This window comes from Luteimonas sp. A478 (assembly GCF_054052025.1).
Genome location: NZ_JBSVRF010000006.1, coordinates 182,648 through 194,219 on the forward strand (window position 1 = coordinate 182,648; position 11,572 = coordinate 194,219).

An 11,572-nucleotide genomic window follows, 5' to 3' on the forward strand; every position below is an offset into this window, starting at 1 on the left:
ATTACTCTGGTCGATCCGTCTGGAGGGAGCCGCAATGACGTTCACTACCGCTGCTTCTGACCTGCCACGGCGGACCAGCCTCGCCACTGCAGATCTTCCGGACCGCGTGCGCCGGACACTGGACCGGGCGCTGATGATGGTGTCCGAAGAACTGGACCACGGCATGGAGCGGATGCTGCTGGAGTTCGAGCGCGAACTGTTCCGGCTCGCCGACCAGGCCCGCCACCCCACGCTTGAATCGGGCTACATGCAGGCCCTGCACAGCTTCCGGCTCAACCGTGCCGACCTGCTGCCACAGTTCATGATCGAGGTGGAGTCCGCGCTGGCCGGGCTGCGCTCCTCGGCAGAGCCGCAGCCGGCCAAATCCGCCGATGACGCCCCGCTGAGTTTCCGTAACCTCAGCCTGGTCGAAGAGTCGGTCATGGATGAAGACACCGTCCTGCGCGAGGTGGCCAGCCGCCAGGAAGGACGCTCCACGCTGGCCCTGCACCTGCTGGGCCAGCGCTTCGGCGTGCTGGCCGGTGCGCCGGCATTTGATTCCGTCCGCCTGCCCCTGGGTCCACACGCCCTGTGCAGGGCGATCCATACCGCGGCCGTGGCGCTGGAAATCACCCACGACGCCCGCCTGCTGCTGTATCGCATGTTCGATCGCCAGCTGATGGCCGGCTATCCGCAGCTGCTGGACCGGATGAACCAGTTGCTGGTCGATGAAGGCATCCTCCCCGCCCTCACCTTCGTGCCGATCCGCGGCAGTCGGCCCGCGCCGACCGCCGTGGATCGGGCCAACCAGGATCCGGACGTTCCCGCCTCCGCTGACACCGCGTCGACACGCCGTGCCCCCGGTACGCGTCCGCATACCGCCTGGCTGGGAGAGGCACCCGGCGCTGACGCCCAGGACGACGACGAATCGGCCTTCGCCATGTTCCAGCAGCTGCTTTCAGGCCGCCGCGAGCTGATCGACAAGCTGCGGGCGGATACAGCCCCCGGCACCCGCCAGCAGCTGAACACCACCGACCTGATCCAGGCCCTGCAGGGTCTGCAGGCCCTGCCGGCCGCCAGCCGCGGCAACCTGGCCGAGATCAAACGGACTGTGCTTGCCCGGGCGCGCCAGCAGCATGGGCAGGCATCGACGCTTCTGCCAGAGGACAACGACACCTTTGAACTGGTCGGCCTGCTCTACGACCAGATTGAAAGCGAAATCCGCACCGATGCACCCACCACGCCGCTGGTGCGCGAGCTGCAGCTGCCCTTGCTGCGCCTGGCACTGCGCGACCGCGGTTTCTTCCTGCACCCGGGCCACCCGGCCCGGCAGCTGCTCAACACCATTGCCGAGAGCGCCGCCCGCTGGAGCGCACGGGACGAGCTTGACCAGGGGTTCGTACAGTCGCTCAGGCAGACGGTGGAAGAAGTTGTCAGCGGGTTCGATGACGATCCGACCGTCTTCTCCCGGGCCAATGACAGCCTGCAGCAGCAGGTGCATGCACAGATCCGCAAGGCGGAAACCCTGGAAAAGCGCCATATCGAGGCCGCCCAGGGCAAGGAAAAGCTGGAGGCCGCCAAGCTGCAGGCCGCCCAGGTGCTGGAAGAGACCGTAGGCGACCAGCGCCTGCCGCGGTTCGTGCGGGCGCTGCTCAACCAGGCCTGGGCCGATGTGCTCACCCTGACCCTGCTGCGCCAGGGCGAGGACTCCGAGGCGTGGCGGAACCAGCTGGATGCCACCGCGCAGATCGTCCGGGCCTGTGCCCGCGAAGGCGGGCCGGCCGTACCCGAACTGACCGGACTGGTGGAAGCATCGCTCAGCCAGGTGGGCTACCACGCCGAGGAAGCGGCGGTGATCGCCCAGCGCCTGACCGGCAGCATCGACGAGAGCGACGAAGACCCCACCTCGCGCACCGAACTGGCGATGAAGCTCAAGGCGCGCGTACGCCTGGGCGAGGAAAAGGTTCGCGAAAAGAAGGCCCCGCTGCCACCCCGCACTGCGCTGGAGCAGGCCCACTACGACCAGCTGCGGGTGCTGCCGTTCGGCAGCTGGATCGAGTTCGTCACCAACCAGCAGGGCCACATCGTCCGCCGCCGCTTGTCCTGGTACAGCCGCATCACCGACAACGCGCTGTTCGTGAACCAGCGGGGCCAGCGCGTGGGTGAGCAGAGCCTGGACAGCCTGGCCCGGCTGATGGCCGCGGACCAGGCGCGCCTGGTCACCGCCGAGCGCGGGCGCCTGGTCGACCGGGCCTGGCAGGCAGCGGTCAGCGCGCTGCGCAGCTTCGCCGGTCGCGGCGACAACCCGCACACCACAAAGGCCACCGCATGATGCAGGATTACAGGCGCACGAAGCGCCGCAAGGCACATCACCCCATCCCGGTCAGCGACGCCATGACCGGCCAGGTGGTCGGCAACATCGGCAACCTGTCCGAGTCGGGCATGCTGCTGATGGCCAGCGGGCCACTGGTCAACGATGCGCTGTACCAGTTCTGTTTTTCGCTCCCCGGATCGGACGGTCAGACCACCGAGCTTGAACTCGGCGCCCACCTGCTGTGGTCCGACCAGGCCAGCGCGCCTGGACAGCACTGGGTCGGCTTCCGCTTCATCGGCCTAGGCGAGCAGCAGCTGGTCCGCCTGCGCGGCTGGGTCAGCACCCCGGGGAGCCAGTACGCCTGAGGCGCCGCTTGGGCAGTCAGCGGCGGATGGGAGACAATGTGACGTTTCAAACAGGTCCCATGCCATGACTTCCAATCCCGCCCAGCTCTATCAGCAACACCTTCAGGTTCTGCAGCAGCGCGCCGCCGTTGCGCTCGAGCGCGGCGGCTTCGATCATCTGGTGATACCCAGTGGAACCCTGCATTACCACCTGTTCGACGACCGCGATTACCCCTATGCGACCAACCCGCAGTTCAAGGCCTGGGCGCCGCTGACTTCCCATCCCGGCAGCTGGCTGGTGGTGACCCCCGGGGAACGGCCAAAGCTGGTGTACCTGCAGCCGTTCGATTACTGGCACGTGGTACCGGAGGCGCCGTCGGGCTACTGGGCCGGTCATTTCGACATCGTGGTGATCCGCGAGCCCGACCAGGCGCTCGAGCACCTGCCCCGGGATCCTGCCCGCTGCGCCATCCTCGGCGAACCGCAAAGCGCGCTGGGCAGCTTCAGCCCCAACAACCCGGACGCGGTGCTGCAGTACCTGGACTATCACCGCGCGTACAAGACGCCGTACGAAATCGAGATGCTGCGCAAGGCCAACCGCCGCGGCGTGCGCGCGCACCGCGCAGCCGAACGTGCGTTCCGCGCCGGCGCCAGCGAGTTCGGCATCCACCTGGCCTATTGCCAGGCCGCCGGCCAGGACGCCAATGACCTGCCCTATGGCAACATCGTTGCGCTCAACGAACACGCCGCCGTGCTCCACTACACCGAACGTGACCGGGTGCCGCCAGCGTCGCTGCGCAGCTTCCTCATCGACGCCGGTGCCGCCCACGCCGGCTACGCCGCCGACATCAGCCGCACCTATGCCAGCGACACGGGCAGCGAGTACCAGGCCCTGATCGAAGCGGTCGACCGCGCGCAGCAGGAATTGAACGCCCGCTTCACCGCCGGCACTGATTTCCGCCAGGTGCACCTGGATGCACACCTGACCCTGGCCGGGGTACTGAAGGACTTCGGCGTGCTGCGCACCAGCCCGGAAGCGGCGCTGGAGGCCGGCGTGAGCTCGGCCTTCTTCCCGCACGGCCTGGGCCACGGCATCGGCCTGCAGGTGCACGATGTGGCCGGCTTTGCCGCCAGTGATGCCGGCGGCAGGATCGACACGCCCGAAGGCCACCCGTTCCTGCGCTTCACCCGCGTGCTGGAGCCGGGGATGGTGATGACCAACGAGCCGGGCGTGTACTTCATCGACATGCTGCTGGACAAGGTCCGCGAGGGCGCGCATGCCGACAGCGTGGACTGGGAGCGGGTTGAAGCATTCCGCCCCTACGGCGGCGTGCGCATCGAAGACGACCTGGTGATTACCGACGGCGAGCCGGTGAACCTGACCCGCGAGGAATTCGACGCGGCCTGACCCGGGTCGAACAGTCCGGGCTCAGCACCGGGCCGCTGCCATGAATGCTTCCACCTCGTCCGCGCTGCGGGCGAGGTTCGTGGTCAGCACTTCGTGCCCTTCCCGGGTGATCAGCACGTCATCCTCGATACGGATCCCGATCCCGCGCCACTTCGCGTCCACATCCGTGGCGTCGGGGGGCACGTAGATCCCCGGCTCGATGGTGAACACCATGCCAGGCTCGATCAGCCGCGGCTCGCCGTCGATCCTGTATTCGCCCACGTCGTGCACGTCCAGGCCCAGCCAGTGGCCGGACTTGTGCGGATAGAAGCGGCGATAGCTGCCCTGGGCAAGCACTTCTTCCAGCTGCCCCTTGAGCAGGCCCAGCGCCAGCATGCCTTCGGCCAGGACCCGCACGGCGGTTTCATGCACCGATTCGAAAGGGATTCCCGGCCGTGATTGCTCCAGCGCCGCGGCCTGGGCCGAATGGACCAGATCGTGCAGTGCGCGCTGGGCAGGACTGAACTCCCCGCTGGCGGGGAAGGTGCGACTGATGTCGGCCGCATAGCCGGCGTACTCGGCACCCGCGTCGATCAGCACCAGGTCACCAGCCGCAATGCGTGCCCGGTTCGCGCCATAATGCAGCACGCAGCCGTTGGCGCCGGCACCCACGATGCTTTCATAGGCCGCCTGGCCCCCATGGCGGCGGAACTCGTATTCCAGTTCGGCCTGCAGTTCGTATTCGTACATGCCGGGCCGCACGGCACGCATTGCCGCGGCATGCGCACGCACGCTGATCGCCGCTGCGCGACGCATCAGCACCAGTTCTTCGCGGGCCTTGAACAGCCGCATTTCATCCAGCAGGTGGCCAAGCTCGAGAAACTCGTGCGCGGCTTGGGCACGCGCCGGCGCCTGGGCCTGCACCTGCTTGAACCAGCCGATCAGCTTGAGGTCGAAATCCTCGTTGCGCCCGAAATGGTGATACACCCGCGGCCTGCCCTCCAGCAGTCCGGGGAGGATCTCGTCCATGTCGTCGATCGGATAGGCGTCATCCATGCCCAGCGCGTCCACCACGCCTTCCGGCCCCAGCCGTGGACCGTCCCAACCCTCGCGGACCGGATCCCGCTCGCGGCAGAACATCAGGCATTCGCCATGGCGGCGCCCGGGTACCAGCACCAGCACCGCCTCCGGCTCGGCGAAACCGGTCAGGTACCACAGGTTCGAGTCCTGACGGTATGCATGAAACGTGTCACCGCTACGCACCCGCTGCGGCGCCGCCGGCACGATCACGATTGCCTCCTCACCGGCCATCGCCATGAGCTGCCTGCGATGGCGCTCATGGAGGGCAGGCGATATCCCGGCCAGCGGACGCAGGCCGGGACCGGAATCCCTGACTGGACTCATGCCAAATGGGGCCTCAGTTGAAACTCTGCCGATGGCGCGGGCCCAGCGCGCAATCCCCGTGCAGCAGCAGCGCCGCCACCCGCACGAACTCCTGGATCTCGGCCAGGGCCTGCTCGTCGTCCTCGTCGCCCTCCTCCTGCGGTGTCGCGGCGGCCAGGCGGGCGATGTCGACCAGGGCTTCGCTGCCCTCTTCCGATACCGGCGGGTCCTTGCCCGCCGCCAGCCCGAAGCCGCCAAGGAACCCGCGGCACCAGTCAAACAGCGCCAGGGTCCGCTCATACAGCGGCTCCGAAGTCGCGGGCAGCAGCAAGTTGAAATCGAACTCCGGATCCTCGATCTGCGACGCCGTGGCTTCGCGCATCTGCTCCAGCCCCCGGTCGGGCGCCGGCGCTCCATCATCGGCCAGCACCTGGCCCAGCCAGCCGGGACTATTGTCACCGCCACCGGCAAGCCATCCGCAAAGGTTGCCGTGCAGTTCGAAAACGCTGACAGCCAGTCCAAGACTGCGGATCGAGTCCTGCACTTCGGCCACGGGGGGAAGAGTAGCGGTCATTGTTTCGGCCACTTTGAAAGGATCTGCAGTCTAACAACCCGGGCCTGCAGCCGCGCTTGTTGCCGAGGGGTCGACGCGCCTAAACTCAACGGGGGCGCTGCATGCTTGCAGTGCGGGGGAACAATGTGCCGATCGATCCTGCAGACCTGCGACTGCCAGGCGTCGTCATCCTTTTTCTGGTGCTGCTGGGAGTGCTGCTCCTGCGGCGGCGGCATCGTGCACGGGAGCAGCTGGATCTGCTGACAGAGCGGGAAGAGCGGCTGAAAATGGCCCTCTGGGCCACCAGTGAGCACTACTGGGAATACGACGTCAGCACCAAGCGCGTGCGTTTGCTGCAGATCGAGCCTGAAGGCCAGGCCGACGTCATGCACGAGCGGGTGGTGCCGATCGCGGCCCTGATCCATCCCGACGATTTCGAAGCCGCGGCACGCAGCATGCAGGCCTGCCTGGATGGCACCACCCGAAGCGTCGTGGCCGAGATACGCATCATTCTGGATGACGATGAACCGGTATGGATCCGGGCGCGCGGCCGCGTCGTGGCCCGCGATGAAAGCGGCGCGCCCATCCGCGTGGCCGGCACCGCCCGCGACATCAGCCGCAGCCACCAGGCCGAGCGCGAACGCCGGATCGCAGCGCAGGTGCTGCGCAGCATGGACGAGGCCGTATCGGTCGTGGACGAGAACTTCGACTTCATCTCGGTCAACCCGGCGTTTTCCCGCATCACCGGATATCAGGGCGAGGAGATCATCGGCCGCAGCGCGGCCATGCTCGACAGCGACCAGCACGACCGGGCTTTCTACCAGGATGTGCGTCGGCAGATCGCCAAGCGTGGCCATTGGAAAGGGGAAATGTGGCAGCGGCGCAAGGACGGCGAGGAATTCCTGTGCCATCTGGTGAGCAATGCCGTCACCACGAATGAAGCCGGGCAAAAGCAGTATGTCACCGTGCTCAGCGACGTCACCCAGCAGAAGCGCGCCGAGCAGGAATTGCTCTACCTGGCCAACTTCGACCCCCTGACCAGCCTGCCGAACCGGTCGATGCTGTCCGAACGCCTGTCGCGCGCCATTGTCCGCGCCCGCCGCAATGGCGGACGCATCGCGCTGTTGTTCCTTGACCTGGACCGCTTCAAGGACATCAACGATTCGCTGGGCCACGCCGCCGGCGACCGGATCCTCAGGGCGGCTGCCAGGCGCCTGCAGCAGACGGTCGGCGAGCACCACACGGTGGCCCGGCTGGGCGGCGACGAATTCACGGTGGTGCTGGAAGACCTGGAGTCCCCCGCCCATGCAGAGCGCAGCGCCCGCGAGATCATCATGGCCTTCGAAGCACCGTTGCAGCTTGATGCCCGTCAGGAAATTTCCATCTCACCATCGATCGGCATCAGCCTGTATCCCGAACACGGCCAGGTGCCAACCGAACTGATCAAGCGCGCGGACACCGCGATGTACCAGGCCAAGGCCGCTGGCCGGCGCACTTTCATGCGCTACGACGACGCCATGGATGTAGCCACCCGCAAGCGCGCGACCCTCTCCGGAGCCCTGCACAAAGTGCTCGACCGCGGCGAACTGCGTTTGGCCTTCCAGCCGCGCATGGCGCTGGCCGACTCGCACATTACCGGGGTGGAAGCATTGCTGCGCTGGTCCAGCGAAGAGCACGGCGAGATCCCCCCAGCAGACTTCATTCCCCTGGCCGAAGAAAGCGGGCTGATCCTGGAAATCGGGGAATGGGTGCTGCGCGAAGCGTGCCTGATGCTTTCCCGCTGGCAGCAGCATGGCGTGGATCCGCGCCTGGCGGTATCGATCAACGTATCGGCGCTGCAGCTGGTGCGCGGCAATTTCCCCGAAGTCGTCAAGCGGATCCTGGAAGACACCGGCCTGGCGTCTGGCCTGCTGGAGCTGGAGCTGACCGAAAGCGTGCTGATGGCCAACGCCGCGCACACCGCCGCGCACCTGCACGCGTTCCGCGAGATGGGGGTTCCGCTGGCCATTGATGATTTCGGCACCGGCTACTCCTCGTTGGCCTACCTCAAACGGCTGCCGATCACATCGATCAAGATCGACAAGGCTTTCATCGACGACCTCAGCAGCGACCCGGAAGACGCCGCCATTACCAGCACCATCATCACCATGGCCCATTCGCTGGGACTCAAGGTGATCGCCGAGGGCGTTGAGACCCAGGCCCAGGTGAATTTCCTTTCGCAGCACGGCTGCAACGAGATCCAGGGATTCTGGCTGGCCCCGCCCATGGATGCACGCGCCTGCCTGGCCTTCATCCGCAGTTGGGAGCCTGCCGGCGGGACCTTGCCCAGTCCGACGCAGATGACCAATCCTTGACCGGGCCTCTGGGCCTGCCTATCTTGCCAACATGGACAACAACGACCAGCTTGAAAGGCTCCGCACGCTCGCGGCGCGCGTCGATACGCTGGTCGACAGGATCCACCAGCTGACCGCCGAGAACCAGAGCTTGCGCCAGCAGCACGAGCAGGTCTCGGGCGAGCGCTCGCAGCTGCTGGCCAAGAGCGAGCAGGCCCGCTCGCGGGTGGAAGCCATGATTGCCAGGCTCAAATCACTGGAGCAGCACACATGAGCGCCGATAGCGAGCCGGTCAGCGTCCGCATCCTGGACCGTGAATACACGATTGGCGTCGGCTCTGACGGGCGAGAGGCGCTGATGGCTGCAGCCCGGCTTCTGGATGCAAAAATGCGGGAGATCCGCGGTACCAGCCGGATGGCTTCGGTCGATCGCGTTGCGGTGCTGGCCGCGCTCAACCTGGCCCACGAACTGGAGCAACTGCGCGAGCGTGACCTTGAGGTCGAACGCGTCCTCGGCACGCTTGAGCGCAAGCTGCACGGAGCCGGGATCGACTGATCCCCGCGCCCTGTCTGCACGGCCGGGCATTCATCCACGCTCCGGCATTGGCGTTATACTGGCCCTGCGTCCTCTGCTGTGTCCGACAGCGCGCAAACATTCGCCTTGTCCCTTAATCACGACCTCGGGGAGGCGGTGGAATCCGGGCGTGCAGGTCCGCCTTGCAGCGGAAAGCCCGAAGGAGCCCGCGGCCACCCCACTTGAACCCTGGGTTCAAGGTCGTTTTGCTCGCATCGTCATGGCGGAGGACGTTCATTATTTCCAGCTCGCGGGGGCCCAACGCTCCCGGGGCATCATGGCAGGTGCGGACACCGCACCGCCGCCAGACACAAACACTGCCAATGACCGATCCGCGCAACGCCCTGCGCCGCAGCCTGCGCCAGGCCAGGCGCGACATCCCCGCAAAGGACCGGATCGACGCGGCCGAAGCCATCGCCGGCCATCTGTTCTCGCTGCCGTTCTTTCCACAACGGGGCCATGTTGCCGGCTATTGGGCAATGGATGGCGAGATCGCCCTGCATGTATGGCAGATGCGCCTTCCACCAGGTGTCACCTACTGCCTTCCCGTGCTGCCTTCCGACCCGGCCACCGCCGCTGCGGACGGGCTGCGCTTTGCGCCTTGGCGCCCCGGCGATCCCCTGGTCACCAACCGTTACGGCATACCGGAACCCGAGGTTGATCCGTCCAGGTTACTGGACCCGAGCGCCTTGGAGCTGGCCGTCCTCCCGCTGGTAGGCTTTGATGCTGCGGGCAACCGGTTGGGCATGGGAGGCGGCTGGTATGACCGCAGCTTCTCATTCCGCCAGGGCAGCGCGGCGCCGCCCTGGCTGGTGGGCACCGCATTCTCCACCCAGCAGGTCCAGCAGCTGCAGCCCGCAGAATGGGACGTGCCACTGGATGCGATCTGTACCGAACGATCCACCCATCTTCCCGACGGAACCAGATGAACAAACGCACCCGCTACTGGCTCATGAAGTCCGAGCCCGATGACTTTTCGATTGATGACCTGGAAAAGGTCGGAACCGAGCCCTGGAACGGAGTGCGCAACTACCAGGCGCGCAACTTCATGCGCGACAGCATGCAGGTCGGCGACCAGGTGTTCTTCTACCATTCCAACACCAAGGTCCCGGGCATCTATGGCATTGCCCAAGTGGCAAGCACGCCGTACCCGGACGACACCCAGTTCGACAGCAAGTCCAAATACCACGACCCGAAGGCAACCCGCGAGGAGCCGCGCTGGTTCCTGGTGGACGTTGGCTTCGTGCGCAAGCTTGAGCAACCTGTTCCGCTGGCATTGATCCGCGAACACAGCGAAAAGTTGGGCGAGGATTTCGCCCTTATCCGCAAGGGCGCACGTCTTTCTGTCCTGCCAGTCACCTCCTCGCAGTGGAAGATCCTGCTGGCCCTGGAAGGAACAAACAATAATGAGTGATGCAAAGCGCCTGGCCGGAGAAAAGGCCATTGAGCACGTCGAGGACGGCATGATCGTCGGCGTAGGCACCGGATCTACCGTCGCCTATTTCATTGATGCGCTGGCCAGAATCAAGGACAGGATTGGTGGAGCCATATCCAGCTCCGAACAAAGCAGCGAACGGCTTCGCAGCCACGGCATCGAAGTCCTCGACCTGAACGCCGTGGGCCCCCTGCCGCTGTACGTGGACGGGGCCGACGAATGTGATCCCAAGCAGCGCCTGATCAAGGGCGGCGGCGCCGCGCTGACCCGTGAAAAGATCATCGCCGAAGCCAGCGAGAAGTTCGTCTGCATCATCGATCCCTCCAAGCGTGTCGAGGTGCTGGGAGGGTTTCCCCTTCCGGTGGAAGTGATCCCCATGGCCCGCAGCCTGGTTGCAAGGGAGATTCTGGCCAGCACCGGCGGCCAGCCGGTCTGGCGGCAGGGTGTAGTCACCGACAACGGCAACTGGGTGCTGGATATCCATGGCCTGGCGATCACCGATCCGGTCGCCCTGGAGCGCGACCTCAACCAGATTCCCGGCGTGGTCAGCGTTGGTCTGTTTGCACGCAGGCCGGCTGACGTGGTTATCACCGGCGAATGAGCTGAAAAGGCCCCTGGCCACGACACCGCCCGCGAAACACGTGCCGCCTGACACACCGGTGTCACGGCCTTTGCCTGACAAAAAGCCCGCCGCAAGGCGGGCTTTTTTGTGGCCTTCGCCGCGCCTTTTGCCTCCCGCCTTTGCCCTCCGAAGCCGAGCCCCGCCGTGGGTGGCAGGTCTTTTCGGCGAAATCAAGGAGGAGGCCGCCGCCGCAGGCGGAGGCCGGGGGACATTCGCCGAAAAGAGCCTGCCGCCCGCGGCGGGGCCCATCAGCTCACGTCGATGCAACCAGGACCGGCAGCCTGCTCTTTCCTGCACGCAAATAAAAGCCCCGCAGCTTGTGGCTGCGGGGCTTTGGGGTAAAAACCCTGGCGATGACCTACTCTCGCATGCTAGATGCACACTACCATCGGCGCGTGCGCGTTTCACTTCCGAGTTCGGAATGGAATCGGGTGGTTCCACGCAGCTATTATCACCAGGGAGAGGGTGGAGGGTCGCGGGTTGACCCGACGGAATTATTCCATGGGATCGATCGCGCTCACGCTCTCAGAGGGGGGATGTAGCGAGCCGATACGAACTGCGACGTGTCGTCGAGTCCAAGGCTACTTGAGGTTATATGGTCAAGCCACACGGATCATTAGTACTGGTTAGCTAAATACATTGCTGTACT

General features: G+C 65.7%; 11 protein-coding genes, 1 rRNA gene and 1 other RNA gene. 10 read left to right on the top strand and 3 right to left on the bottom strand.

The window, feature by feature from the left end; genetic code table 11:
* Positions 1–34: 34 nt before the first annotated feature.
* From ACW7G3_RS12605 to pepQ, 3 genes are all read left to right on the top strand, one after another.
* Positions 35–2,311 carry a DUF1631 family protein gene (locus ACW7G3_RS12605; RefSeq protein WP_456983124.1) on the top strand — a complete coding sequence of 759 codons (2,277 nt, stop codon included), beginning with the start codon at positions 35–37 and terminating at the stop codon, positions 2,309–2,311.
* The gene (locus tag ACW7G3_RS12610; RefSeq protein WP_456983126.1) at positions 2,308–2,658 is read left to right on the top strand and encodes a PilZ domain-containing protein; all 351 of its coding nucleotides are present in this window, start codon (positions 2,308–2,310) and stop codon (positions 2,656–2,658) included. The genes ACW7G3_RS12605 and ACW7G3_RS12610 overlap by 4 nt, the downstream gene beginning before the upstream one ends.
* 64 nt (positions 2,659–2,722) lie before the next feature.
* Complete coding sequence (gene pepQ, locus ACW7G3_RS12615; protein ID WP_456983127.1) at positions 2,723–4,045, top strand: Xaa-Pro dipeptidase; 1,323 nt, start codon at positions 2,723–2,725, stop codon at positions 4,043–4,045.
* A gap of 21 nt (positions 4,046–4,066) precedes the next feature.
* On the opposite strand, the gene ACW7G3_RS12620 is transcribed toward pepQ, so the two are convergent.
* Together ACW7G3_RS12620 and ACW7G3_RS12625 are read right to left on the bottom strand one after the other, a co-directional pair.
* Positions 4,067–5,398, bottom strand: a complete 1,332-nt coding sequence (locus ACW7G3_RS12620; protein ID WP_456983158.1) for an aminopeptidase P N-terminal domain-containing protein — start codon at positions 5,396–5,398, stop codon at positions 4,067–4,069.
* A gap of 43 nt (positions 5,399–5,441) precedes the next feature.
* Positions 5,442–5,981 (bottom strand): UPF0149 family protein, encoded by a 540-nt coding sequence (locus ACW7G3_RS12625; protein ID WP_456975203.1) that lies wholly within the window; start codon positions 5,979–5,981, stop codon positions 5,442–5,444.
* 101 nt (positions 5,982–6,082) lie between these two features.
* Between ACW7G3_RS12625 and ACW7G3_RS12630 the strand changes: the two genes are divergently transcribed.
* From ACW7G3_RS12630 to rpiA, 7 genes are all read left to right on the top strand, one after another.
* Positions 6,083–8,314 carry a putative bifunctional diguanylate cyclase/phosphodiesterase gene (locus tag ACW7G3_RS12630; protein WP_456983128.1) on the top strand — a complete coding sequence of 744 codons (2,232 nt, stop codon included), beginning with the start codon at positions 6,083–6,085 and terminating at the stop codon, positions 8,312–8,314.
* A 31-nt stretch (positions 8,315–8,345) separates the two neighbouring features.
* On the top strand, positions 8,346–8,567 hold the full coding sequence (locus ACW7G3_RS12635) for a TIGR02449 family protein (protein ID WP_456975207.1): 222 nt from the start codon (positions 8,346–8,348) through the stop codon (positions 8,565–8,567).
* Positions 8,564–8,848, top strand: coding sequence for a cell division protein ZapA (locus ACW7G3_RS12640; RefSeq protein ID WP_456975209.1), 285 nt, complete (start codon positions 8,564–8,566; stop codon positions 8,846–8,848). The genes ACW7G3_RS12635 and ACW7G3_RS12640 overlap by 4 nt, the downstream gene beginning before the upstream one ends.
* A 67-nt stretch (positions 8,849–8,915) precedes the next feature.
* Positions 8,916–9,100: non-coding RNA, 6S RNA (ssrS, locus tag ACW7G3_RS12645), on the top strand.
* Between the two features lie 89 nt (positions 9,101–9,189).
* Positions 9,190–9,795, top strand: a complete 606-nt coding sequence (locus ACW7G3_RS12650; protein ID WP_456983130.1) for a 5-formyltetrahydrofolate cyclo-ligase — start codon at positions 9,190–9,192, stop codon at positions 9,793–9,795.
* Positions 9,792–10,280, top strand: coding sequence for an EVE domain-containing protein (locus ACW7G3_RS12655; RefSeq protein ID WP_456983132.1), 489 nt, complete (start codon positions 9,792–9,794; stop codon positions 10,278–10,280). Before ACW7G3_RS12650 ends, ACW7G3_RS12655 begins: the two co-directional genes overlap by 4 nt.
* Positions 10,273–10,902 carry a ribose-5-phosphate isomerase RpiA gene (rpiA, locus tag ACW7G3_RS12660; protein WP_456983134.1) on the top strand — a complete coding sequence of 210 codons (630 nt, stop codon included), beginning with the start codon at positions 10,273–10,275 and terminating at the stop codon, positions 10,900–10,902. Before ACW7G3_RS12655 ends, rpiA begins: the two co-directional genes overlap by 8 nt.
* Positions 10,903–11,268: 366 nt before the next feature.
* On the opposite strand, the gene rrf is transcribed toward rpiA, so the two are convergent.
* A 5S ribosomal RNA gene (gene rrf / locus ACW7G3_RS12665) occupies positions 11,269–11,382 on the bottom strand.
* Between the last annotated feature and the right edge of the window lie 190 nt (positions 11,383–11,572).

What these genes read in the sequence shown, in the direction of transcription:
- ACW7G3_RS12605 (WP_456983124.1), top strand. Translation starts at nt 35, where the DNA reads ATGACGTTCACTACCGCTGCTTCTGACCTGCCACGGCGGACCAGCCTC.
- ACW7G3_RS12610 (WP_456983126.1), top strand. Translation starts at nt 2,308, where the DNA reads ATGATGCAGGATTACAGGCGCACGAAGCGCCGCAAGGCACATCACCCC.
- pepQ (WP_456983127.1), top strand. Translation starts at nt 2,723, where the DNA reads ATGACTTCCAATCCCGCCCAGCTCTATCAGCAACACCTTCAGGTTCTG.
- ACW7G3_RS12625 (WP_456975203.1), bottom strand. Translation starts at nt 5,981, where the DNA reads ATGACCGCTACTCTTCCCCCCGTGGCCGAAGTGCAGGACTCGATCCGC.
- ACW7G3_RS12630 (WP_456983128.1), top strand. Translation starts at nt 6,083, where the DNA reads ATGCTTGCAGTGCGGGGGAACAATGTGCCGATCGATCCTGCAGACCTG.
- ACW7G3_RS12635 (WP_456975207.1), top strand. Translation starts at nt 8,346, where the DNA reads ATGGACAACAACGACCAGCTTGAAAGGCTCCGCACGCTCGCGGCGCGC.
- ACW7G3_RS12640 (WP_456975209.1), top strand. Translation starts at nt 8,564, where the DNA reads ATGAGCGCCGATAGCGAGCCGGTCAGCGTCCGCATCCTGGACCGTGAA.
- ACW7G3_RS12650 (WP_456983130.1), top strand. Translation starts at nt 9,190, where the DNA reads ATGACCGATCCGCGCAACGCCCTGCGCCGCAGCCTGCGCCAGGCCAGG.
- ACW7G3_RS12655 (WP_456983132.1), top strand. Translation starts at nt 9,792, where the DNA reads ATGAACAAACGCACCCGCTACTGGCTCATGAAGTCCGAGCCCGATGAC.
- rpiA (WP_456983134.1), top strand. Translation starts at nt 10,273, where the DNA reads ATGAGTGATGCAAAGCGCCTGGCCGGAGAAAAGGCCATTGAGCACGTC.